The following is a 24,073-nucleotide window of genomic DNA, read 5'->3' as shown; positions in this document are numbered from 1 at the left end:
CGGCGATCCTGTTATGAAACGCGGGCCACCGCCGATCTCATCAGGGAGAGCGCTCTCTCCCTGATGGAGGTACCGTGTTCCGAGCCAGACGCCCGTTATGGGTGGCCCTCACGCTCCTCGCCTCGCTCATCGTGGCCCCGCCCGCCCTGGCGGCCGCCGAACCGCTCACGATCACCGACTTCGCGTCGGACGGCGTGCCCGCCGGTGTGTACGCCTGGGGCAACGACGCGGCCTCGACCCCCACGCTCACGATCGAGCCCGGCGCGGACCGGCCCGGCGCGTCCGCGACGAACCGGGTCCTCAAGTCCGTCTACACCATCAGCCAGTGGGGCGGCTGGTCCCATGACCTGCCGGCCACGCAGGACTGGTCCCCGTACGAGGGCTTCTCCTTCTGGGTGAACGGCACCGGCTCGGGACAGCGGATCTTCTTCGAGCTCAAGGACGGCGGCGGCGGGCCGGGCAACGCGGAGCTGTTCGAGTCGTCGTTCACCGACGAGGCGGCGGGCTGGCGGAAGGTGGAGGTGCCGTTCGCGAGCTTCACCCGCCGCACCGACTACCAGCCCGGTGGCGCGCCGACCGACGGCGAGCTGGACCTGGTCGCCGTGTGGGGCTACGCGATGCGCCTGCCCACCACGTCGGGCACGCTGACGTGGGACGAGGTCCAGCTGTACGGGACCGCGCCCCCGCGACCGGTGCGCCTGTCCACCGACGCGCCGGTCTACCCGGTGAACGAGAAGGGCGAGGTGCGGGTCGGCGTCACGATCACGACCGCCGGCGACGCCCCGCTCGCGGCCGACCTGGCCGTGGACTACCGGACCGGCACGGGCACCGCGACCCCCGGCGCCGACTACACCGCCGCCCAAGGCACGCTGACGTTCCCGGCCGGCACGGCTTCGGGCTCGCAGAAGACGTTCACGGTCAGGACCTTGCGCGACGGGCAGGACGAGGTGGCCGAGACCATCCCGATCGAGCTGTCCGGCACGGGCACCAGGCCGCCGGCCGAGGCGCCGGTCATCGTGATCAACGCCCACGGCCTGCCGTACCTGAACGCCCGCAAGCCCGTCAGGGAGCGCGTCGCCGACCTGCTGGGCAGGATGACGCTGGACGAGAAGATCGGGCAGATGACGCAGGCCGAGCGCGGGGCGCTGGCCAAGCAGAGCGACATCGCCACGTACCGGCTCGGCTCCCTGCTGTCCGGCGGCGGCTCGACACCCGCGCAGAACACGCCGCGGGCGTGGGCCGACATGATCGACGGCTTCCAGCTCCAGGCCCGGCAGACGCGTCTGCAGGTGCCGCTGATCTACGGCGTGGACGCGGTGCACGGCCACAACAACGTGGTCGGGGCGACGATCTTCCCGCACAACGTCGGGCTGGGCGCCGCCCGCGACCCGGCGCTGGTCGAGCAGGCGGGCAAGATCACCGCCAGGGAGGTCAAGGCCACCGGCATCCCGTGGAACTTCGCGCCGTGCCTGTGCGTGTCGCGCGACGACCGGTGGGGGCGGGCGTACGAGTCGTTCGGCGAGGACCCGGCGCTGGTGTCCAGGATGGCCACGGTCATCGACGGGCTGCAGGACAACGGGGTGCTGGCCACCGCAAAGCACTACGTCGGCGACGGCGGCACCGCGTACGGCTCCTCGACGACCGGCGACTACACGATCGACCAGGGCGTCACCCGGACGAGCCGCGAGGAGCTGGCGGCGATCCACCTGGCGCCGTTCGAGGAGGCGGTCGGGCGTGGCGTCGCCACCGTGATGCCGTCGTTCTCCAGCGTGGACTTCGGCGACGGGCCGCTGAAGATGCACGCCCACGACGAGCTGATCAACGGGACGCTGAAGGGACGGCTCGGGTTCAAGGGGTTCGTGATCAGCGACTGGCAGGCCATCGACCAGATCCCCGGCGACTACCCGGCCGACGTGCGCACGTCGGTCAACGCCGGGCTCGACATGATCATGGTGCCGTACGCGTACCCGCAGTTCACCGGCACGCTCAAGGCCGAGGTCGAGGCCGGGCGGGTGCCGATGTCGCGGGTGGACGACGCGGTGGCCAGGATCCTGACGCAGAAGTTCCGGCTGGGGCTGTTCGAGCGCCCGTACGCCGACCGCTCCCGCATCGGCGACGTCGGCTCGGCGGCGCACCGCGCGGTCGCCCGCACCGCCGCGGCCAGGTCGCAGGTGCTGCTGAAGAACGACGGCGGCCTGCTGCCGCTGCGCGGCGACGCCAAGGTGTACGTGGCCGGCTCCAACGCCGACGACATCGGCAACCAGTCCGGCGGCTGGACGATCACCTGGCAGGGCTCCTCCGGGCCGATCACGCCCGGGACCACCATCCTGCAGGCCGTCCGCTCCCGCGCCGCCTCCGTGACCTACTCCCGGGACGCCTCCGCCGACCTGGCCGGGCACGACGTGGGTGTCGTGGTGGTGGGCGAGACGCCGTACGCCGAGGGGCAGGGCGACGTGGGCCGTGCCGGGCGCACGCTGGACCTGTCGGCGGCCGACCGGGCGGCGGTCGACAAGGTGTGCGGGGCCATGAAGTGCGCCGTCCTGGTGGTCTCCGGGCGGCCGATGCTGCTGGGCGACCTGTCGGGCGTCGAGGCCGTGGTGGCGTCCTGGCTGCCGGGCACCGAGGGCGACGGGGTGGCCGACCCGCTGTTCGGGGCGGTGCCGTACACCGGGCGGCTGCCGTTCACCTGGTTCCGGTCGGTCGAGCAGTTGCCGATCAACGTGGGCGACGCCTCGTACGATCCGCTGTTCCCGTACGGGTGGGGCCTGCGCACCGATCCCGCCCGCGACCGGCTCAAGGCCGCGCGGGACGAGCTGGCCCGCGGTGACGGCGCGTCGAAGGCCGCCGCCGCGGCGCTGACCCTCGCCCTGTCCGGCCGCCTCTGGAACGCCGACGGCTCCGTCCGCGACCCGCGGGCGGTCCTGGGGGCACTGGGGGCAGCCGCGGCGCTGCTCGAACGCTCGAAGAGCGACCCGTACGCCGTCGGCGACGCCGTCGTCTCGGTGGCCAGGGACGTGGCGCAGAAGGCCGGCAAGCGTGCCGACCTGCAGGCGTCGGCCGACCACGAGCTCGCGGCGGGCAACCCGAAGAAGGCGGTGGACCTGCTGGCCCAGGCGATCCGCTGACCGTCGGGAGGGGCCGGCCCCTCCTCACAGGGCTGCCAGAAACGGCCCTCGCCTGGGGCCGGCTCCCTCCCGGCCAGCACGAAGGGCCGGCCCCGCTCGGGGGCCGGCCCCTCCTCCCGGGCCGGGAGCAGTCCCCATCGCCCGGCCCGGTCGCCGCGTCAGTCGTGGCGGGCTTTCAGACCCGGCAGAGACAGAACGTGTGCCCCGCCGGGTCGAGGAACACCCGGAAGCTGTCATCCTCGCTGGGCTGGTGGTGGTGCTTGGTCGCGCCGATCTTGATCGCCTGCCGCTCGGCCTCGTCGAGGTCGGGGACTCGCAGGTCCAGGTGGACCTGCTGCGGCCGGTCGGGGCTCGGCCACACGGGCGGCTGGTGGTCGGGCGCGAGCTGGAAGGCCAGCCTCCTGGGCGGGCCGCCGTCGGTGACGACCACCCATTCGTCCTCGACCGACGTGACCGGCCAGCCCAGCAGGTTGGAGTAGAACTCGGCCAGTCCCTTGGGATCCGGGCAATCCAGTACGACACTCCTGAACTCGGCGATGCCGCCCATCGATCTCCACCCTTCTCAGACGACAATGGATGCCATGGCTGCCAACTCGTTCATGGTTCCGCTCGGCACTCCCGCACCCGCCTTCGACCTGACCGCCATCGACGGCGGCAGCGTTTCGCTCGAAGACCTGAAGGACTCTCCCGCCACCCTCGTGGCCTTCCTCTCGAACCACTGCCCGTACGTGCGGCACATCGAATCCGGTCTCGGAGCCCTGGCCGGTGACTACGGCGCGAGGTTGTCGATCGCGGCCATCTGCAGCAACGACAGCGTGAACTACCCCGACGACGACCCCACACACCTGGCGGAGCAGGCCCGCCGGGCCGGGTTCACCTTCCCGTACCTGCTGGACGACACCCAGGACGTGGCCAAGGCCTACCGGGCGGCCTGCACGCCCGACTTCTTCCTGTACGACGCCCATCTCCGGCTCGTCTACCGGGGCGAGTTCGACGGCGCCCGGCCGGGCAACTCCGTACCGGTGACCGGCGAGTCGCTGCGAGCCGCCATCGACGCCCTGCTCGACGGGGAGCCGGTTCCCGAGGAGCAGAATCCGTCACTCGGGTGCAGCATCAAGTGGAAGCCGGGGAACGAACCCGCCTGAAGCGAACAACGACGTGGGCGTGGCGCCCGGCCACGCACGACGGTCACGGAGACCGCCACCTTCGCTCCGACGCACGCCCCCTGGAGACGGGAGCCGGCTGATCGACCTCAGCCGGCCGCCCGGCACAGCACTCCACACCTCACACACCGGCGAGCACAGCCCTCCACGACACCTCCCCGCCGGTGAGCGTCGGTGGCGGCCGCGCCACACACGCTGGCGAGCGTCGGGGACGGCGGCCCCTGACGTACAAGCGGCCCGGCACCTCCTCACCGGCGGGCGCAGCCCTCCCCGGCGCCCCTCCCCCACTAGGAGCGTTGGAGGTGGCGGCGCCTCACGTACCAGCGGGCCGGCACCCACCCACCGGCGGCGCAGCACTCCACGGCCCCACTCCCACCAGCGGGCGTTGGGGGGTGGCGGCAGCCTGCCACGAGCGTCCACGAGCGCATGACGCCTGACAGCGCTGCGCTGATGGCGCCCGGCAGCGCTGTACCGGTCACCTCCCACCTCCCGACACCCACCCGAATGTGCGAGTGGACGTCGCCCACCCGGACGAGTGGGTCAACGTCGGCCCGGAGGGGCGGGCGCCCGCGGTTGGCGGTGTCCGCCCCTCAGGTCGACGCGGCGATGGCCGCCGGCAGGGCCAGCAGCAGTTCGTGCGGCTCCCCGCCCTCCCAGTGCCGGATCAGCTTGGTGCCCGCCTCTCCCGGATCGAAGCCCTCGCACCCCAGCGGACCGAAGCAGCCCGCCTGATCCAGCATCAGGATGAGCGGGTCGTCCTCGGGCAGGCCGGCCGCGTAGGCGGCGGTGTCGAGGAGCGCCAGGGCGCACTTGGCGTTGCGGCCGTCGTCCCTGGACTCCACGCGGTCGAGGCGGCGCCAGGCTTGAGCACGGAGATACGCGGCAAGCGATTCTGACCTACTCACGACTAACCTTCTTTGATCACGTACATACGGCTACGACATCATCACTCAAGGTGACGCCGTTTCGTGGGAGGTTTGCCAAGTCCGGGCATTCGCCACCCCGCTGACAATAGCTTTGAGGCGTGCGGGATTATTTGTGGCATGAGTGCGTTCGACGACCTGTATGCCGCCAACGCGAAGTTTGCTAAGAGGTTCGGAAGCTCCGGACTGACCGGTCGCGCGGCCCGTGGGCTGGCTGTCGTGACCTGCATGGATTCGCGCATCGACCCGCTGGGGCTGCTCGGGCTGAAGCCTGGCGACGCCAAGATCCTGCGCAACGCCGGTGCCCGGGTGACGGACGACGTCCTGCGTACCCTGGTGCTGGCCGTTTACGTGCTCGGGGTGGAGCGGGTGCTCGTCATGCCGCACACGGACTGCGGGATGTCCAAGGTGTCGGACTCGGACGTACACGCCTTGACCCAGGAGCGGGGAGTGGACACCCGCAGCCTGGAGTTCCACACGGTCCCCGACCAGAACGAGGCCCTGCGGCACGACCTCACGCGCATCCGCAGCACCCCGTTCCTACCGGAGGGCATGCCGGTGGCCGGCGCCATCTACGACGTCCACACAGGCCGCCTGACCCCCATCCACGCCTGACAAACGTGGGCGAAGCACCCCCACAACGCCGCTCCGCCCACTCCCGGCCCCATCAAGGCGCGGGGAGAGGACCGATCAGGCCATCCGGCGCTCCCCCGGCAACGGTGCCCATCCCTGGCCACGGGCCAACTCGTGGCCAGCTGACCAGCTCCGGACCATGGGACCCGCTCCTGGCCAACGAGCCCAAGCTCCGGGCCACGGGACCCGTTCTCCAACAGCGAGCCACTCGTGGCCGGGGAAACCCTGGCCGGTATCCGCGCTTTCAGCCGCCAAGGGTCGTTTAGCCAGACCCTGACCGGCGGACGGAGGACCGCTGCAGCCACCCTCACGCGACGAAGTGCCACTCCGCCACGCTCAGCACTCAGGCCGCCCCAGGCCCGCTCCGCCATACTCACGTCCTGCCACAACGCCCCTAGCGCGTACTTCCTGCCCCACACGCCCCCACACGCCCGTGTAGGCAACCCCCAGAGGCCCCACAGCGCCCTACAAGCGCGGCACCCACGCCCCCCGGGCCACCAAGCCCAGGAAGGCAAGCCAAAGCATCCTGAGCCCTTGGAGGCGACCCCGGCCCGAATCCTTGGAGGGCGACCTCGGCTCCCCGCCCGCGCCCGGACTCAACAGGCGCCCGGCCTGGCCCCGAGGCATACGTGCGCCCAAAACAGCATCGCAGCCCAGCTCGCTCAAGACGGCACCGCTCCGCGAGCACACGCATGCGTACACGCCGCTGGAGCTCCAACCCACACCCCGGGCGCGCCGGAGTCCCATGCCACGCCCAGCAGAGGGCGTCGGCAACCGCACCTAGGCGTCGATGTGGTCGCGATCCACTTCGGCCGCGCTGTTGACGATGAACTCCCGCCGCGGCGCGACCTCGCTGCCCATCAGCAGGTTGAAGATGCCATCGGCACCCTCGGCGTCCTCGATCCGGACCCGGCGCAGGATGCGGTGGCGCGGGTCCATCGTCGTCTCGGCGAGCTGATCGGCGTCCATCTCACCCAGACCCTTGTAGCGCTGCACCGGGTCCTTCCACCGCTTGCCGCGCCGTTCCAGGTCGCGCAGCACCCTCTGCAGCTCGGCGTCGGAGTAGCAGTAGATGTACTTCTCCTTGCCCCGCCCCGGGTTGGTCAGCTCGATGCGGTGCAGCGGCGGCACGGCGGCGAACACCCGGCCGGCCTCCACCATCGGCCGCATGTAGCGGTGGAACAGGGTCAGCAGCAGGCAGCGGATGTGGGCGCCGTCCACGTCGGCGTCGGCCATGAGGATGACCTTGCCGTAGCGGGCGGCCTCGATGTCGAACGAGCGCCCCGACCCGGCTCCGACCACCTGGATGATGGCGGCGCACTCGGCGTTCTTGAGCATGTCGCTCACGGACGCCTTCTGCACGTTGAGGATCTTGCCCCGAATCGGCAGCAACGCCTGGAACTCCGAGTCGCGGGCCAGCTTGGCCGTGCCCAGCGCCGAGTCTCCCTCGACGATGAACAGCTCGCTGCGGTCGACGGCGTCGCTGCGGCAGTCGACCAGCTTGGCGGGAAGCGCGGAGTTCTCCAGCGCGCTCTTGCGGCGCTGGTTGTCACGGTGCTCGCGGGCCGCGATGCGCGCCTTCGCGGCGGCGACGATCTTCTCCAGCACGGCCCGGAGCTGCTGCTTGTAGCCGCGCGGCGGGTTGGTGAACAGCTCCTTGAGCTCGCGCGAGACCACGTGGGAGACGATGCGGGTGGCCGCGGAGGTGCCGAGCACCTCCTTGGTCTGCCCTTCGAACTGCGGCTCCGGCACCCTGACCGTCACCACGCCGGTGAGACCCTCGGAGATGTCGTCCTTGGTGACCGGGTCGTCGCCGTTCTTCAGCAGGCGGGTCTCACGCAACAGCTCGTTGATCGTGCGTACGAGGCCGCGCTCGAACCCGGTCAGGTGCGTGCCGCCCTTGGGCGTGGAGATCACGTTGACGAACGAGCGCACGGTGTTCTCGTAGCCCTTGCCCCAGCGGACCGCCACGTCCACGGTCAGCTCGCGCTGCACCTCGGTGGGCGTCATGTGGCCCTGGTCGTCGAGGACCGGCACGGTCTCGTGGAAGTGGCCCACGCCCTGCAGGCGCAGCACCTCGCAGACGGCCTCGTCGCGGGCCAGGAACTCGGTGAACTCGGAGATGCCGCCGTCGAAGCGGAACTCCTCCTCGATGCGCTCCTCGTGCCTGCTGTCGAAGACGGCCAGGGTCAGGCCGGGCACCAGGAACGCGGTCTGCCGCAGGCGCACGTGGATCTCGTCGAGCGAGACCTCCGCGTCGGGCAGGAAGATCTGCTTGTCGGCCCAGAAGCGCACGCGGGTGCCGGTGACGTTCTTGGGGAGCTTGGCACCGAGGCGCAGGCCGGACTTCTTCTTGAACTTGGCCGTGGGCCCTTCGCCGTCGAAGACGCCCGGGACGCCGCGGCGGAAACTGATCTCGTGTACGAGGCCGTCGCGATCGACCTCCACGTCGACCCGCGCGGACAGGGCGTTGACCACGGAGGCGCCGACGCCGTGCAGCCCGCCGGAGGCGCCGTAGGAGCCGCCGCCGAACTTGCCGCCCGCGTGCAGCTTGGTGTAGACGAGCTCGACCCCGGCCAGGCCGCTCTTGGGCTCGACGTCGACAGGGATGCCCCGGCCGTTGTCGCGGACCTCGATCGAGCCGTCGGCGTAGAGCTCGACCTCGATCCGGTCGCAGTGCCCCGCCAGCGCCTCGTCCACGCCGTTGTCCACGATCTCCCAGAGGCAGTGCATGAGCCCGCGACTGTCGGTGGACCCGATATACATGCCCGGGCGCTTGCGAACGGCCTCGAGGCCCTCAAGCACCGACAGGTGACGAGCTGTGTAACCCGCCTCCACTAGCGTCACTCCAGCTCCCCTGGTCTAGGCTCGAACACGTGTGCGTAGCCTACCGTTCTTCCCTTGCGCACGCGTACAAGCTTGCCATGGCGGCACGTTTGCCGTTACCAACCGGCTGATCGTCATTACTTTGGGACACATTCTGCTCTGGGCGTAGCGAGGGGGCGGTTGGGAACGTCCACGTCCGGTTAGATGTTGTTCCAAGTGACTGACGCCAGATCCTCGCTTCGGCGGGGGTGACCCGAAAGGCGATACGTGACTGGAGCTCTCGCCCCCGTTAAGCCGCTGACGGCCCTCGACCGCTGCGACCGCTGCGGCGCCCAGGCCTACATTCGCGCAACCCTGCCTGTGGGTGGGGAGTTGCTGTTCTGCGCTCACCATGGGCGTCAGCACGTCGCAGCGTTGCGTGAAAAGGGCGCCGACATCCTGGACGAGTCGGCTCGACTCAGCGAAACCCCTTCAATTGCCCCCAACGACGAGCGCTGACAGCGCTGGTCGTGTGAGATAACCACATATTGCGTGACCAGAACGGCGACCCCGGCACCGTCCGGGGTCGCCGTTCTGCATAAATCCACCCCCTGACGCCGCCCCGGCGGCCGAAATGCCACTCCCAGGCGGCGCACCGCCGAGCGGGGTTCCGGCCTACGGGGTGTGAGTGGCGGGGGGTTCTGCAGGCGCGAACGGTGCCTCGCAGGCCTTCTGCGGGGCCCTGCCGGTCGGGCCTGTAAAGGGGCACGGACCAGGGCCAATAAGGTAGTGAGCTGTGTTGATCCTGTTGCCGCCGTCCGAGGGCAAGGCGTCAGAAGGCAACGGGCCGCCTGTCGGCGAGTTGTCCTTCCCCGCCCTCGACAAAGCCCGCAAACGCGTCCTGAACGGGCTCGTCCGTGCCTCCAAGCGCCGCGACGCCCTCGACGTACTGGGCCTGACCCCGGGGCTGGCGGGCGAGCTGGCCAAGAACACGGAGCTGAAGACCGCCCCCACGCTCCCCGCCGCCGAGCTCTACACCGGCGTGCTCTACGACAACCTCGGGCTGGCCACGCTGGACGAGGAGTCCAGGAGGCGGGCGGAGGAGAGATTGGTGATTTTCTCCGGACTTTGGGGTGTGGTCAAAATCACAGACCGGATCCCACCGTACCGCCTGTCGATGGGCGTCAACATGCCGGCGCTCGGCGGGCTGGCCGCCTTCTGGCGTCCGCTCGTCACCAAGGAGCTGGAACGGGTTCCGGGGCTCGTGGTGGATCTCCGGTCGAGCACCTACGCGGGCGCCTGGCAGCCGGGCGAGCGCTCGGTGACGGTACGGGTGTTCCGGGACGGCAAGGTCGTCAGCCACATGGCCAAGGCGACCCGGGGCGAGATCGCCCGCGCGCTGCTGCGGCAGGACGCGGAGCCGGCCGGGCCGGATGATTTGGCCAAGATCCTCGACGGCCTGGGCTACACGGTCGACCTCGCCGAACCCACCCGCCCCCGCCGCCCCTGGGCCCTGGACGTCCACGTCACGGACTAGCTTCTGCTCCGCACGCGGGCGCCGCCGTGCCCGTCCTTCCCACCGAACTTCGGGGGCGGAGGGCGAGGGCGCCAAGCCGTATGGTGGCCGGCCTGCGACGAAACGCCACGTGGGAGAACGGTCAGGCACGGACGACTGCCGAACGCCGCTGTGGACCGACGACTGGATCGCCGCCGGCACCGCCGTGCCGCCGACAATGTCTGGCCGTCCGGTGGCGGCTGCTGCCGGGCAGCGCGCCCCGACCCAACGTGAACCCGGCTGGCGAAGAGCCGGCTCCGACGCGTGCAGGCAGACGCGGTAGCGGGGACCGGAACTCGGGAGCGCAGGGGACCCGGGAGCGCAGAGACCCGGGAGCGCGGAGAGTGGAAACGCGGCGCGGAAGCGAAAGCCGGGGTGGAAGCGGAAGCCGGGGTGGAAAGGCGCGCGCCCCGCCGGGAGAATCCCCCGGCGGGGCGCGCGTTCCGTATGGATCAGCCCGAGCGACCCGTCACACCCCTCAGTCCAGGTAGTCCCGCAGCACCTGGGACCGGGACGGGTGACGCAGCTTGGACATGGTCTTCGACTCGATCTGGCGGATGCGCTCACGGGTCACCCCGTAAACCTTTCCGATCTCGTCCAGCGTCTTCGGCTGACCGTCGGTGAGGCCGAACCGCATCGACACGACGCCCGCCTCTCGCTCCGACAACGTGTCGAGAACGGAGTGCAGCTGCTCCTGCAGCAGCGTGAAGCTGACGGCGTCGGCCGGGACGATGGCCTCGGAGTCCTCGATGAGGTCACCGAACTCGCTGTCTCCCTCCTCACCCAGCGGGGTGTGGAGCGAGATGGGCTCGCGCCCGTATTTCTGGACCTCGACGACCTTCTCGGGCGTCATGTCCAGCTCACGGGCGAGCTCTTCCGGCGTGGGCTCGCGGCCCAGGTCCTGCAGCATCTGCCGCTGGACGCGGGCCAGCTTGTTGATCACTTCGACCATGTGGACCGGGATGCGGATGGTCCGCGCCTGGTCGGCCATGGCACGCGTGATCGCCTGCCGGATCCACCACGTGGCGTAGGTGGAGAACTTGTAGCCCTTGGTGTAGTCGAACTTCTCGACGGCCCTGATCAGACCCAGGTTGCCTTCCTGGATCAGGTCGAGGAACAGCATGCCGCGCCCGGTGTAGCGCTTGGCCAGCGAGACCACGAGCCGGAGGTTGGCCTCCAGCAGGTGGTTCTTGGCGCGGCGGCCGTCTTCGGCGATCCACTCCAGCTCGGCCTTGACGTCGACGGGCAGCCCGTCGGTCTCGCCACCGCCCAGCTGCTCCTCGGCGAACAGGCCCGCCTCGATGCGCTTGGCCAGCTCGACCTCCTGCTCGGCGTTGAGCAGGGGGACCTTGCCGATCTGCTTGAGGTAGTCCTTGACCGGGTCGGCGGTGGCGCCGGCGGCGGCGACCTGCGCGACCGGGGCGTCATCGTCGTCGTCGGAGAGGATGAGGACCTCGTCCTCGCTCTTCTCCGGCACGACGACCTCGGCGGCCTTGGGCTCCTCTTCGGAGTCGGATTCGGAGTCGTCGTCACCCTCGGAGTCGGTGTCGGCCTCGGCGACGATCTCGTCGTCGTCGACGACGATGTCCTCGAGGTCCTCCAGCTCCACGTCGCCGTCGAGCTCGATGTCCTCGTCGTCGTCCGAGTCGGCCCGCGGGGCCTCGGGCGCCTTCGGCTTGGTCTCGGCAGGCCCAGCGTTCTTCTGCTCGGCCTTCTTGGCGGCGGCTGGAGCCGCGGCCTTCTTCGCCGCCGGAGCGGCCTTCTTGGCAGGGGCCGCCTTCTTGGCGGCCGGCTCGGCTTCAGCGGTGCCCACGACCGCGGTCACGGTCTCGGGCTGCTGCTCTTTGGCGGCCGCCGCCGTCTTGGTCTTGACGGGGGCGGCGGTGCGGCGCTTTGCTGGACCACGAGACTTCTTCGGCGCAGCCGAATCCGCGGCGGTCACCACCACGGTCACGCCCTCTTTGCTGAGGTTCCGCAAGAACGCGGCGGCGTGCGACATGGGGATGTCCGCCTCCTCGAAGGCCTGACGGACATCCTCAGACTCGAGGAAACCCTGCGAGCGCCCACGCTCGAGCAGTCGCTGAATGACGGGCTCGTTCAGCTCTTGTGGCTTCGAGCGAGTCGAACTTGCAGGCGACACGAACACCTCTCGAACGAACGCGTGGCGACAATGGACCCAGATGCCCGCTGGGGGGCTGTTGCCTCTCTCGGAGATCGGTGAGGCCGTGCGGACCGCGACGGACCTGCACAGCATTGTGGCACGACCCCGCACTCCATACGGCCACCTCCCGGCGGTTGACCTCCACCCTAGGCCGACCAAGACAGTAGTGCGTACGTAAGCGGGGCACTGATACCCGAAAGCAACCGTTATGACTGTTTCATTCAGTCACTCTTCGTGGCTGGTGGGACGTGAATTGCGAGCGCGGCAACGTCATCATCTTGTTCATATCCAGACAACATCCGGTCAACCAGGAAGTCCAGCAGCATGTGTGGACTACTCACCACCTCAGGTGGCGCTTCGGTCACAACACTGCAAATCTCTGCGAGTCCGGCATCCAGCCCGCGCTTCCTGTTCTCCACGAGACCGTCGGAGTAGAGCACGGCGGTATGGCCGGGCGGCACCACGAACCGGAACTGCCTTCGGCTGGTCGGCCAGCCTAGCGGAGTGCCGGGCTCGGCGTCGCACAGGATCGCCGTGCCCTGCGGCGAGACGAGGACGGGTGGCGGGTGACCGGCCAGGGCCAGAGTGCCCTCACCGGTGACGGGCTCGACGACCATGTAGGCCAGGGTCGTGACCTGCTCCTCTTCCTCGGTCGCCTCGAAGACCCGGTCGAGACCGGTGAGGACGGCCGCGGGCGGCGGATTGGTCAGCGCCAGCGCCCGCATGGCGTTGCGGATGCGGCCCATGCCCGCCGCGGCCTTGACGCCCTTGCCCATGACGTCGCCGACGACGGCCGCGACCCGCCCGTCCTGAAGGACGAACGCGTCGTACCAGTCGCCGCCGACCTGCACGTGGCGGCTGCCCGAGCGGAAGCGCTGGGCCAGCACCAGGCCCTTGACCACCGGCAGGCGGTCGGGCAGCAGGCTGCGCTGCAGCGTCTCGGCGGTGCGGTGCTCGCGCTCGAAGAGCGTGGCCCGCTCGACCGCCAGCGCGCACTGGCCGGCCAGCGCCTCCAGGAAGACGCCGTCCTCCTGGGAGATCTTCTGCGGCCGGGTGAAGGAGAATCGGAGCGCTCCCAAGGCGCGTCCCGCGGCGAGCAGCGGCAGGCCCACCCAGGCCCGCTCGTCGCCGTGGGCGAGGAACCCGGCCAGGACCTCCTCGTCGCCGCCCGCCTCGAGCAGCTGCGCCTTCAGCGACTCCGGGGACTCGGCGAAGACGGGCCGGCGGCTGTTGACCGCCATGGTCATCACGTTGGAGTGGGACAGCGGGATCTCGTCGCCCGTGGCGCCCGAGGCCTCGAGGATGCCCTCGCCGTTGATCAGCTTGAGCGCGGCGCGGTCGGTGTCGAGCAGCGCGACCGCCGAGCGGTCGGCGGCCAACGCCGTACGGCCCACGTCGATGATGACCTGCACCACCTGCTCGACCGTCAGCGCCTCGGCCAGCATGGCGGTGGCGCCCTGGAGCCGGGCGGTGCGCAGGGCGGCGGCGCCGAGCTGGTCGGTCAGCCTGCCGCGCATCTCCTCGGCCTCGCGCTGCGGGGTCACGTCGGTGTTGGCGCCGACCCACTCGACCACCCTGCCGTGGCGGATGATCGGCACGGCCCGCACCTCGAAGTGGCGGTAGCCGCTGGCCCGGGTGCGCACCCGGTAGTTCCACTCGAACATGGTGCGCCCGCGCAGCGCCTCGCGCCACGCCTCCTCGGTCTGCTGGCGCTCCTCGGGGTGCACGACCTCCAGCCAGCCGCTGGCGAGGTATTCCTCCAGGCCCTGGCCGGTGATGGCGCGCCACTGCGGGGCGTCCTCGACCACGGCGCCGGTGGGCGAGGTGATCCAGACGAGCTGGGACTGCGCCTCGACCAGCGAGCGGTAGCGCTCCTCGCTGCGGCGCAGCGCCTCCTCGGTCTGGCGGCTCTCGGTCACGTCGAGCCCGACCAGGGCGACCGCGCGCAGCTCGCCGCCCTCGTCGTGGACCGGCGAGAACGACAGCGACCAGTGCCGGGTGTCGCCCTCGGCGGAGCGCACGCGCACGCGGCCCTCGGTGACCGGCGCGTCGCTCTCGATGACGGCCTGCACCGCGTGGGTGATGATCTGGCTGAGGTCGGCGGCGAGCACCTCGACGGGCTGCTTGCCGGCCATGCGTTCCGCGGGCACGTTGACGACATCGCTGAACACGTCGTTGACCCGCTGGATGCGACTGTCGCCGTCGAAGAACGCGAAGGCGAACTCGGCCTCCGACAGCATGCCCTTGAAGAGGGCGGAGTCTGAGATGTCCACATCCGACTCCCGGGGACGGGGAACGGAGGTCTCGGCGCTCATGGTCCGCACCTCCGTCGCGTGCCAGGGTCTCCCACGCGGCACATCTCCATAACTGTGTATCGGCGTAGCGCAGCTCCGGGCGACCGGATCCTGCAGTACATCATCGACGATGGGCATGTACGGACGGAAGCCCCCGCCGCGGCCCGGTCGCCTCTAGGGTCTACGCATCCTGTCAAAGTCGCTCCACATTGCGCAGCAAGATCAGGTTACAGCGCCCGATTACCGCGCCCGGATACGGGCCCGATGACGGGGACCGGTCCCGGCCACGGCACCTGACTATCGGGCCTTGGCCGCCCGCTTGGCCTCCTGCTTGGCGGACCGTACGCGGGCCAGGCTGTCGGCGTCGACCACGTCGGCGACCGACCTGTTCGACCCCTCCTCGCCGTAAAGTCCGGCAGCCTCACGCCAGCCTGATGGCTGGACCCCCATCTGCTTCCCCAGCAATGCCAAAAAAATCTGGGCCTTCTGCTTGCCGTATCCCGGGAGGGCCATGAGTCGTTTCAACAACTCTTGACCGTCCGCGGCGTCGGCCCAGATCCGCTCCGGCTGACCGTCGTAGTGCTCGACGAGATAGGCCGCGAGCTGCTGGACCCGGGCGGCCATAGACTTGGGGTAGCGGTGCACGGCCGGCTTGTCCGCCAGCAGTGCGGTGAACGCCTCCGGATCGTAGGAGGCGATCTCCTCGGCGGTGAGATCGTGCCCGAGCCGCTGGGAGATGGTGTAGGGCCCCGTGAACGCCCACTCCATGGGGATCTGCTGGTCGAGCAGCATGCCGACGAGCAGGGCGAGCGGGCTGCGGCCGAGGAGCTCGTCTGCCTCGCTCCGCTGGGCGAGCTGGATGCGCATGGAGACAGCTTTGCACGAATGGGCGCCCGGTGAAGTGAACACAGTCGCCGCGGAGCCTTGACAGTCTCCCGAGAAAAGGTGAAATGAGAGCGCAAGTCGCCCTGCAGACATTCCTGGGGGTTTGCCCCTGGGTCTCCAGAGGAATCTCACATCTATGCTCGCTCTGGCCACACGGTTCCTGCGGGAACCGGTCAGTCTCAGGCTGGCCGAAGAGTTCCTGACCGTACCCGTGGACACGATCGACCGCTGCGTAGCCGACGTGTGTGCGTGCGCGCAGCATCTGGGCATCTCGGCGACGCCCGAGATCGTGGAACGGATCGCTCGCGAGCACCTGCTCGCGATCGTGAATTCCGCACCTCCTCCCCGGGGCGTCCGCTAGGGCGTCCGCGGGACGAAGGGCGGGCGGCGCGGGAGGCGCCCGGATCGGCGTGCCCGCCGAAAACGCCTTCCCCGATAACATCGGGGTCACCGGGCCGAGTTCTACGCACCGTTTGCGCCTGGAATACGAGAGAGTGAGGGCGTGCGCCGACACCGACGAGATCCCCGGGAGAGCACCCCGCCAGACGACGTGTTCAAGGAGATGGTGCAGGCGGCTCGCGAGCTGCTGGCCGTACGCACTCCCCTCGACGCGGAGCTGATGGTCTCCGACATGATCGGTGCCTGGTGGGGCAGGCGGGTCAGGGGCGGCGACGTCGAGCAGGTGCTCGGGGAGGGGCTCGTCGACTACGCCGCCAAGGCCGGCACTCCGGCCTCGCTGACCCTGCTGATCTGCCTGGCCTACCTGGGCACCGCCCGCCAGGGCGCCAAGGCCGAGGGCGCGGCGCTGGCGATGATGGAGTCGGGGGTGGCCCGGCCGGGCTGGGCCGACCGGGTGGGCGCGGTGAAGCCGGCCGGCTGCTACGTCTCCCGCGACGCCTACGGCGACCAGGACACGGTCATCTGCACCTTCGCCTACCGCTGGAACGAGAGCGAGCTCCCGGTCGAGCGGCACGCGCTGGTCATGGTCGTCGACTACAACATGAGCGGCATGGCGCGCGACGCCTGGGTGTCCTCCCAGGTCGACAAGCTGCTGGAGTCGGCCAGGGCCGAGGCGGCGGGCAATCCGCTGCTGCTGTTCGAGGAGATCCAGCCCGAGCAGGCCAGGGCGCTGCTGGAGTCGGCGATGAAGGCGACCAGGGAGCCGAAGACGCCGCCGCCGGTGAGCGACAGCTACAGCGCCTACCACGCCTTCGCCCGCGCGCGGCTCAAGGCGCTGCCGCCCGGGCGCAAGCGGCCGGCGCCGCTGCACATCGAGGCCCCGTACAGCAGGGAGCGGCGCGCCATGCTGGCGGCGGAGTTTCTGGCCTCCGACGCGGCCGAGCACCTGTCCGACCCCTCGGCGGCCTCGCGCTGCGCCGACCACATCATCGACTACGGGTGCGAGCAGGACTTCAACCGGCCGCTGCGGGTGAGCCCGACCAAGTGCGAGACGTTCCTGCTCGACTGGCTGCCGCGCAAGGTGATGCTGAGCGTGGCCGAGCAGGAGGCGATGCCGCACGTGATGTCGGCGTGGGTGCGCTTCGCCGCCCGCCGCACGGGGCTGCCCGAGCAGGGGCTCAAGGCCACGCTCGACGCGGTGTGGGGGGCCATCGGGAAGTTCCCCGAGGCGTACCGGGACCCGACGTCGTTCGGGCTCGACCGGCCGCTGCTGGAGCGGCTGCTGCCGGACGGCGACCTGTCGGCGCTGGCCAGGCGGGCCTTCGCGTTCCCCTATCTGCAGGGCACGCACAACGGGATCGACCTCGACCGGCTCAACCCGGCCGACCAGGCGGACCGGCGTACGTTACTCGAGATCGACCACGGCGGCGTGATCGACCAGGAGCACCTGGCCTGGCACGAGGAGATCGCCACCCGGCTGTGGGACGGCGACCCGCCGCAGCTCTGGGAGGCCGCGCAGCGCCTGCTCGACCTCGGGCACGACCGCCACGACGTGCTCCACGTGCTGATCGAGATCGCCGAGCGGATCGGCGGCGACCCCGAGGAGCTGGCGGCGGCCCTCGACGACATCGCCGACATCCCGGACGAGATCTGAGCCACTAGAATAACGTTCTATGGCGATGTACAGCCGGCTCGGCCAGGGCCGCTACCTGGCTTCCGAGCACACGCAGGGGCCGTGGGATCCCCGCACCCAGCACATGGGCCCCGTCACCGCCCTGATCGCGCACGAGCTGGCGCAGACCGCGCCGCGGCCGGGGCTGGAGCTGTCCAGGCTGGTGGTGGACGTGTTCGCGCCGGTGCCGGTGGCCGAGCTGGCGGTCGCGACGGACGTGACCCGCGACGGCAAGCGCGTGCAGTGCCTGTCGGCGAGCGTGTCCTCGGGCGGCCGCGAATACGTCAGGGCGAGCGCCTGGCGCGTCCGCACGGCCGGCACGCCGCCCACGCCGGTCGCCGGGCCGCCCGCGCCGGTCCCGCCGCGCTCCGAGGAGCAGGCGCGCTCGTGGCTGGGCTCCGGCTTCGGGTACGGCAGGGCGCTCGACTGGCGTTTCGTCGCCGGCGGCCCCATGGAGATCGGCCCCGCCACGGTCTGGGGCAGGCTCACGATGCCGCTGGTCGAGGGCGAGGAGATGACCCCGGTGGAGCGGGTGGCGGTGTTCGCCGACAGCGGCAACGGCGTCAGCTTCGCCCTCGACTTCGACACCCACGTGTTCGTGAACGTGGATCTGACGATCTCGCTGTTCCGCGCCCCGGTCGGCGAGTGGGTCTGCATGGACGCCGCCACGGTCATCGGCCCGGCCGGCCGGGGCCTGACCCGGTCCACGTTGTACGACGAGTCCGGGGAGATCGGCACGGCCACACAGACGCTGTTCGTCGCGCCGAGGTAGCCGATGCCGCCATGATGGTCCCATGGTGATCGACCTCAACGCGGACCTGGGCGAGGGTTTCGGCATCTGGCGGCTCGGCGACGACCTCGCGCTGCTCGACATCGTCACGAGCGCCAACGTGGCCTGCGGCTTCCATGCGGGCGACCCCGTGACGATCAGGCGCACGTGCGCCGCCGCCGTCGACCGCGGCGTGGCGATCGGGGCGCAGGTGTCCTATCGCGACCTGGCCCACTTCGGGCGCAGGGAGATGGACGTCGAGCCGGAGGAGCTGTGCGCCGAGGTGCTCTACCAGCTCGCGGCGGTCGACGGCATCGCCAGGGCGATGGGCGGCCGGGTGTCCTACGTCAAGCCGCACGGCGCCCTGTACAACCGGATCTGCCGCGACGAGGTGCAGGCGGCGGCGGTGATCGACGCGGTGGCCGACTACGACCCCTCGCTGCCGGTGCTCACGCTGCCCGGCTCGGTCGTGCACAAGGTGGCGGCGGCCGAGGGCGTGCCGACGGTGAGCGAGGCGTTCGCCGACCGCGCGTACACCCCTCAGGGGATGCTCGTCCCGCGGCGCGAACCGGGCGCGGTCATCCACGACGCCGCCGCCGTGTCCGCCCGTGCCCGCCAGATGGCCGTGGAAGGCTCTGTGACGGCCGCTGACGGGAGTTCCGTACCGATTTCCGCGCGTTCCATCTGCGTCCACGGAGACACGCCTGACGCCGTCCGTCTGGCGCAGGGGGTGCGCGACACGTTGCTGGCGGCCGGAGTGGTCCTGCAGGCGTTCGCGTGATCCGGACGGCCGGGGAGCACGGGCTGCTCGTGGAGACCGGCTCGCTGGAGCTGTCGCACCGGCTGGACGCGGCGTTGCGGGCCGAGCGGCCCGCGGGCGTCGTGGAGATCGTGCCGGGGCCGGAGACGGTGCTGGTGGTGGCCCCGGGGGTGGACCAGGCGCGGTTGCGGGCGCGGCTGGCGGAGGTCGCGGCACGCGAGCGCGGCAGGGCCGGCGCGCGGGCGGCCGAGGGGCGGCCGGTCGTGACGATCCCCGTGGTCTACGACGGCGCCGACCTCGATTCCGTGGCGGCGCTGGCGGGGATCTCCGTGGACGAGGTGATCTCCCGGCACTCCGGGCGGGAGCTGGTGGTGGGGTGGCTGGGGTTCGCGCCCGGGTTCGCCTATCTCACCGGGCTGGATCCGGTGCTGGAGACGCCCAGGCTGGACACGCCGCGCACGTCGGTGCCCGCCGGGTCGGTGGCGGTGGCGGGGCCCTATTCGGCGGTGTACCCGACGGCCTCGCCGGGCGGGTGGCGGCTCATCGGGCGCACGTCGGTGCGGGTGTGGGACGTGGCGGGCGATCCGCCCTCGCTGTTCAGTCCGGGCATGCGCGTGCGGTTCGAGCCGGCATGATCGAGGTTCTGGCGCCGGGGCCGTACGCGACCGTCCAGGACCTGGGGCGGCCCGGCCTGGCTCATCTGGGTGTGCCGTGCTCGGGAGCGGCCGACGCGCCGAGCCTGCGGCTGGCCAACCGGCTGGTCGGCAACGCCGAGGGGCTGGCGGGGATCGAGCTGACGTTCGGGATGGCGCGGCTGCGGTTCCTGGACGCGGCGTGGGTGGCGCTGGCGGGCGCGCCGCTGGCTTCGGGGGCGGACATGGGGGTGCCGTTCTGGGTGCCGGCGGGCGGCGAGCTGCGGCTGGGGGCGCCGGTGCGGGGGTTGCGCACCTACCTGGCCGTGCGCGGCGGGATCGCGGTCGAGCCGGTGCTCGGCAGCCGGTCCACCGACTCGCTGTCCGGGCTCGGGCCCGAGCCGCTGCGGGCGGGCACGCTGCTGCCGGTCGGCCCGCCGGAGGGCGTCATCTCCGTCGATCTGGCGCCGATGCCGGGGCCGCGGCCGGCCGTGCTGCGGGTGCTGCCGGGGCCGCGCGACGACTGGTTCGTCCCGGCCGCGCTGGCCGCGCTGTGCGGGGGGCCGTACACGGTGACGCAGGACAGCAACCGCGTCGGGGTGCGCCTGAGCGGGCCGGAGCTGGCGCGGGCCAAGGAGGGCGAGCTGCCGAGCGAGGGCATGGTCGCCGGGGCCGTGCAGGTGCCGCCGAGCGGGCAGCCCATCGTGTTCCTCGCCGACCATCCGCCGACGGGCGGATATCCGGTGATCGGCGTCGTACGCGGTGCGGACCTGCCGGTCGCCGCCCAGCTCAGGCCGGGCGACGAGGTGCGCTTCAGCACCCGGCCCGGCCGGGCGTGACGGGAGCCCGCACTCCGGCGTTCCCCGGCAGGCCTTTCCCCGTTGACCTGCCGCCCGCAGACTGGACCGTGTGGCGGACTTTGATGTTGTGGTCCTGGGTTCCGGACCAGGTGGTCAGAAGGCCGCGATCGCGGCCGCCAAACTCGGCAGGCGCGTCGCGGTCGTCGAGAAACGACACATGCTCGGAGGCGTCTGCATCAACACGGGAACGATCCCGTCGAAGACCCTGCGCGAGGCCGTCCTCTACCTCACCGGCCTCAACCAGCGGGAGCTGTACGGCGCCAGCTACCGCGTCAAGGACGAGATCACGGTCGCCGACCTCGGGATGCGCACCCAGCACGTGATCGGCCGCGAGATCCAGGTGATCCGCAGCCAGCTCGCCCGCAACCACGTCACGGTGTTACAGGGCACCGGCCGGTTCCTCGACCCGCACACCATCGGCGTCGTCCACGACGAGGGCAAGACCGAGGAGACCAAGGTCACCGCCGAGAAGATCGTGATCGCCACCGGCACCTCGCCCGCGCGGCCGTCCAGCGTCGAGTTCGACGACCGGACCGTGATCGACTCCGACGCCATCCTGCACCTCGACCGGGTCCCCGAGACGCTGGTCGTGGTGGGTGCCGGGGTGATCGGCATCGAGTACGCCTCCATGTTCGCCGCCCTCGGCACCAAGGTGACGGTGGTGGAGCGGCGCGACCGGATGCTGGAGTTCTGCGACCTGGAGATCGTGGAGGCGCTCAAATACCACCTGCGCGACCTGGCGGTGACCTTCAGGTTCGGCGAGAACGTCGCGGCCGTCGAGCGCCGCCCGCGCGGGGCGCTGACCCTGCTGGAGAGCGGCAAGAAGATCCCCGCCGACTGCGTGATGTACTCGGCCGGGCGCCAGGGCAAGACCACCGAGCTGTGCCTGGAGGCCGCCGGCCTGGCCGCCGACGGCCGGGGGCGGATCTCGGTGGACGGGAACTTCGCCACCGAGGTGCCGCACATCTACGCCGTGGGCGACGTGATCGGCTTTCCCGCGCTGGCGGCCACGTCGATGGAGCAGGGCCGGCTGGCCGCGCAGCACGCCTGCGACGAGCCGGCGGGCGGGATGAACGAGCTGTCGCCCATCGGCATCTACACCATCCCGGAGATCAGCTTCGTCGGGAAGTCGGAGGACGAGCTCACCCGCGACAAGGTGCCGTTCGAGGTGGGCATCTCGCGCTACCGGGAGCTGGCCAGGGGGCAGATCATCGGCGACTCGTACGGGATGCTCAAACTGCTGGTGTCCTCCGAGGACCGGCGGCTGCTCGGCGTGCACGTGTTCGGCACGGGGGCGACGGAGCTGGTGCACATCGGGCAGACGGTCATGGGGTGCGGTGGGACGATCGACTACCTGGTCAACGCCGTGTTCAACTATCCGACGCTGGCGGAGTCGTACAAGGTGGCGGCGCTGGACGCGATGAACAAGATGCGGACGATCGCCCGGCTCACCGCTGACATGTGAGCCGGGCGACCTTCAGGTCAGGACAGCGTCCACTTCTGGTTGGCGGCGCCCGTGCAGGTCCAGATCTGCAGGCGGGTGCCGTCGGCGCTGGAGTTGCCGGTGACGTCGGCGCACTTGTTCGCGGCGGGGTTGACCAGGTCGCGCCCGGCGGTGTGGGTCCACTGCTGGTTGGCGGCGCCCGTGCACGACCAGAGCTGCAACCGGCTGCCGTCGGCGGTGCCGTGGTCGACGACGTCCAGGCACTTGCCCAGGGCCCGCAGCGTGCCGTCGCCGGGGCGCGTCCACTGCTGGGCGGCGGTGCCGTTGCAGGTGTGGAGCTGTACGGCGGTGCCGTCGGCGCTGCTGCCGCCGGCCACGTCGACGCACTTGCCGGCCAGCCCCGTGATCGGGCCGCCGCCGCCGGAGCCCGGCGTGCCCGACCAGGTGAAGGTGGCCGTGGTGCGGGCGGGCAGCGAGTACACGAAGGACTGGTTGCCCCAGTCGACCCGGACGGACTGCGCCGAGGTCCCGCCGTTGTGGGCGATCAGCGCCTTGGAGCCGTCAGGGTTGCGGTAGGCCACGTTCTGGACTGTGCCGTTGGCGGTGGAGTCGATCCGGTACGCCCCCGGCTTGACGAACTTGGTCAGGTGGCCGGTCGTGTAGTACTCGATCGTGTAGTCCACCTGGCCCGCCCGCGAGCCGCCCTCCTGGACGGTGATCAGCCCGGTGCAGGTGCCGCAGCCGCCGTTGTGCGGGCCCATGTTCTGGTTGAGCGCCAGGCTCCACTTGACCAGGCTGCGGCTCCAGTTGCGGGCGTAGGTGACGATGTCGGCCATGTCCTCGTTGTGCTGGTTGGCGATCCAGGTGCCGCCCGAGTGCTCGGTGCTGAACTGCGGCACCGACGGGTACTGGTTGCGCACCTGCGTGCCGACGGCCGGGTCACCCCCGTAGCCGTGCCAGGCGATGCCGCCGAACAGCGGGTCGTTGCGCAACGCCGAGTCGGCCAGGATGGGGGCGCCGATCTGCCCGTAGTCGCCGTAGTTCCAGTCGTGCACGAGCACCTTCGTGTTGAGGCCCGCCGCCCGGAAGGCCGGGTAGACGAAGTTCTTGGTGAGCTCGATCAGGCCGGAGGCGTTCCAGGACATGCCCGGGTAGTTCATGGCGGTCGGGTTGCCGGCCTGGCAGCAGTTGGGCTCGTTCTGGACCGAGACGTAGTCCACGGGGACGCCGGCCGCCTGGTAGCTCTGGACGTACTTGACCAGGTACTGGGCGTACATGCCGTAGTACTCCCACTTGAGCCAGCCCATCTGGTCCATCCGGCCGTTGTCCTTCATCCAGCCGGGCGCGCTCCACGGCACGCCCTTGACCCGCAGCGCCGGGTTGAGCTGCTTGGCCTGCGCGGTCAGGAGACGGACGTTCGTGTCGTAGCCGTTGGCGCCGAAGTCGTTCAGGTCGCAGCAGGTGTCGTCGAGCGAGACCATGCCGGGACGGGACAGGTCGGAGGCGCCGATCGGGTTGCGTACGAAGGACAGGCCGATCCCGTCCGTGGGCGAGAACAGCCTGCGCATCACCGCGTCCCGCGTGGCGGCGCTGACGGGGCCGCCGCGCAGCAGGTACGCGGTCGTGTCGGTGATCGACGCGCCGCCGCCCTCGAACGGCTGGTACGTCGTGCCCTCGTTGACGGTGATCGTGTGGCCGGCGGTGCCGCCCGCCGGGCCGAAGGCGATGGGGGCCTGCTGCTGGAGGCCCCGGGTGACGTTGCGGCCGCCGGAGTCGGAGGTGGTGGTCAGCCAGACGTTCACGGGCTCGTTGGCGGCGAGGGCCGGGGCCGGCGCGGCCAGGCATAAGGCGGCGGCGCAGGCGAGCGCGAGAAGGATTCTGGACACGGCTGGAGTCCTTTCAGGGCGGGGGGTGATGCCCTTGTAACAAATGAAACAAACGTGTAACGCTGCTTGCCATGAGCAGCAGAACACGAGTCAACATGGCAGTCAAC

At 70.7% G+C, this 24,073-nt stretch carries 19 protein-coding genes; 12 read left to right on the top strand and 7 right to left on the bottom strand.

Annotated features, from left to right (window positions below; all coding sequences use genetic code 11):
• Positions 1 to 74: 74 nt before the first annotated feature.
• A complete protein-coding gene (locus ACTWPW_RS22995; protein WP_443169873.1) occupies positions 75 to 3,125 on the top strand; it encodes a glycoside hydrolase family 3 N-terminal domain-containing protein in 3,051 nt (1,016 codons plus the stop codon).
• A 175-nt stretch (positions 3,126 to 3,300) separates the two neighbouring features.
• Here ACTWPW_RS22995 and ACTWPW_RS22990 read toward each other — a convergent pair whose 3' ends face one another.
• On the bottom strand, positions 3,301 to 3,672 hold the full coding sequence (locus ACTWPW_RS22990; protein ID WP_375115375.1) for a VOC family protein: 372 nt from the start codon (positions 3,670 to 3,672) through the stop codon (positions 3,301 to 3,303).
• 34 nt (positions 3,673 to 3,706) lie between these two features.
• Between ACTWPW_RS22990 and ACTWPW_RS22985 the strand changes: the two genes are divergently transcribed.
• Positions 3,707 to 4,270: a thioredoxin family protein gene (locus ACTWPW_RS22985; protein WP_375115376.1), complete on the top strand. Its 564-nt coding sequence runs from the start codon at positions 3,707 to 3,709 to the stop codon at positions 4,268 to 4,270.
• A 608-nt stretch (positions 4,271 to 4,878) separates the two neighbouring features.
• Here ACTWPW_RS22985 and ACTWPW_RS22980 read toward each other — a convergent pair.
• Positions 4,879 to 5,193, bottom strand: coding sequence for a hypothetical protein (locus ACTWPW_RS22980; RefSeq protein ID WP_364113037.1), 315 nt, complete (start codon positions 5,191 to 5,193; stop codon positions 4,879 to 4,881).
• A gap of 138 nt (positions 5,194 to 5,331) precedes the next feature.
• On the opposite strand from ACTWPW_RS22980, the gene ACTWPW_RS22975 reads away from it, so the two are divergent.
• Positions 5,332 to 5,826 (top strand): beta-class carbonic anhydrase, encoded by a 495-nt coding sequence (locus tag ACTWPW_RS22975; RefSeq protein ID WP_364113039.1) that lies wholly within the window; start codon positions 5,332 to 5,334, stop codon positions 5,824 to 5,826.
• 798 nt (positions 5,827 to 6,624) lie between these two features.
• On the opposite strand, the gene ACTWPW_RS22970 is transcribed toward ACTWPW_RS22975, so the two are convergent.
• Positions 6,625 to 8,691, bottom strand: coding sequence for a DNA gyrase/topoisomerase IV subunit B (locus tag ACTWPW_RS22970; RefSeq protein WP_375115377.1), 2,067 nt, complete (start codon positions 8,689 to 8,691; stop codon positions 6,625 to 6,627).
• A 246-nt stretch (positions 8,692 to 8,937) separates the two neighbouring features.
• On the opposite strand from ACTWPW_RS22970, the gene ACTWPW_RS22965 reads away from it, so the two are divergent.
• Both ACTWPW_RS22965 and ACTWPW_RS22960 read left to right on the top strand, forming a co-directional pair.
• A complete protein-coding gene (locus tag ACTWPW_RS22965) occupies positions 8,938 to 9,168 on the top strand; it encodes a DUF7455 domain-containing protein (protein WP_349451734.1) in 231 nt (76 codons plus the stop codon).
• 277 nt (positions 9,169 to 9,445) lie between these two features.
• Entirely contained in the window at positions 9,446 to 10,186 is a 741-nt protein-coding gene (locus ACTWPW_RS22960) for a YaaA family protein (RefSeq protein WP_443169872.1), read from the top strand.
• 496 nt (positions 10,187 to 10,682) lie between these two features.
• Here the strand turns inward: ACTWPW_RS22960 and ACTWPW_RS22955 are convergent, their stop codons facing one another.
• The 3 genes from ACTWPW_RS22955 to ACTWPW_RS22945 form a co-directional block, all read right to left on the bottom strand.
• Positions 10,683 to 12,344: an RNA polymerase sigma factor gene (locus ACTWPW_RS22955; RefSeq protein ID WP_364113405.1), complete on the bottom strand. Its 1,662-nt coding sequence runs from the start codon at positions 12,342 to 12,344 to the stop codon at positions 10,683 to 10,685.
• 242 nt (positions 12,345 to 12,586) lie between these two features.
• Positions 12,587 to 14,680: a SpoIIE family protein phosphatase gene (locus tag ACTWPW_RS22950; protein WP_443169871.1), complete on the bottom strand. Its 2,094-nt coding sequence runs from the start codon at positions 14,678 to 14,680 to the stop codon at positions 12,587 to 12,589.
• Positions 14,681 to 14,956: 276 nt separating this feature from the next.
• The gene (locus ACTWPW_RS22945; RefSeq protein ID WP_375115380.1) at positions 14,957 to 15,526 is read right to left on the bottom strand and encodes an HhH-GPD-type base excision DNA repair protein; all 570 of its coding nucleotides are present in this window, start codon (positions 15,524 to 15,526) and stop codon (positions 14,957 to 14,959) included.
• A 154-nt stretch (positions 15,527 to 15,680) separates the two neighbouring features.
• On the opposite strand from ACTWPW_RS22945, the gene ACTWPW_RS22940 reads away from it, so the two are divergent.
• From ACTWPW_RS22940 to sthA, 7 genes are all read left to right on the top strand, one after another.
• Positions 15,681 to 15,905 (top strand): hypothetical protein, encoded by a 225-nt coding sequence (locus ACTWPW_RS22940; RefSeq protein WP_345387711.1) that lies wholly within the window; start codon positions 15,681 to 15,683, stop codon positions 15,903 to 15,905.
• A gap of 141 nt (positions 15,906 to 16,046) precedes the next feature.
• Positions 16,047 to 17,597 (top strand): hypothetical protein, encoded by a 1,551-nt coding sequence (locus ACTWPW_RS22935; protein WP_443169870.1) that lies wholly within the window; start codon positions 16,047 to 16,049, stop codon positions 17,595 to 17,597.
• A 19-nt stretch (positions 17,598 to 17,616) separates the two neighbouring features.
• Complete coding sequence (locus ACTWPW_RS22930; RefSeq protein WP_364113049.1) at positions 17,617 to 18,387, top strand: thioesterase family protein; 771 nt, start codon at positions 17,617 to 17,619, stop codon at positions 18,385 to 18,387.
• 22 nt (positions 18,388 to 18,409) lie between these two features.
• Positions 18,410 to 19,165, top strand: a complete 756-nt coding sequence (locus ACTWPW_RS22925) for a LamB/YcsF family protein (RefSeq protein ID WP_364113051.1) — start codon at positions 18,410 to 18,412, stop codon at positions 19,163 to 19,165.
• Positions 19,162 to 19,779, top strand: coding sequence for a 5-oxoprolinase subunit B family protein (locus tag ACTWPW_RS22920; RefSeq protein WP_375115381.1), 618 nt, complete (start codon positions 19,162 to 19,164; stop codon positions 19,777 to 19,779). Before ACTWPW_RS22925 ends, ACTWPW_RS22920 begins: the two co-directional genes overlap by 4 nt.
• Positions 19,776 to 20,615 (top strand): 5-oxoprolinase subunit C family protein, encoded by an 840-nt coding sequence (locus ACTWPW_RS22915; RefSeq protein ID WP_375115382.1) that lies wholly within the window; start codon positions 19,776 to 19,778, stop codon positions 20,613 to 20,615. Before ACTWPW_RS22920 ends, ACTWPW_RS22915 begins: the two co-directional genes overlap by 4 nt.
• A gap of 70 nt (positions 20,616 to 20,685) precedes the next feature.
• A complete protein-coding gene (sthA, locus tag ACTWPW_RS22910) occupies positions 20,686 to 22,101 on the top strand; it encodes a Si-specific NAD(P)(+) transhydrogenase (protein WP_375115383.1) in 1,416 nt (471 codons plus the stop codon).
• A gap of 17 nt (positions 22,102 to 22,118) precedes the next feature.
• On the opposite strand, the gene ACTWPW_RS22905 is transcribed toward sthA, so the two are convergent.
• The gene (locus tag ACTWPW_RS22905) at positions 22,119 to 23,966 is read right to left on the bottom strand and encodes a ricin-type beta-trefoil lectin domain protein (RefSeq protein WP_375115384.1); all 1,848 of its coding nucleotides are present in this window, start codon (positions 23,964 to 23,966) and stop codon (positions 22,119 to 22,121) included.
• Between the last annotated feature and the right edge of the window lie 107 nt (positions 23,967 to 24,073).

This window comes from Nonomuraea sp. KM90, from assembly GCF_052246675.1.
Lineage (GTDB): Bacteria > Actinomycetota > Actinomycetes > Streptosporangiales > Streptosporangiaceae > Nonomuraea.
This window is presented reverse-complemented; position numbering and strand designations above follow the sequence as displayed.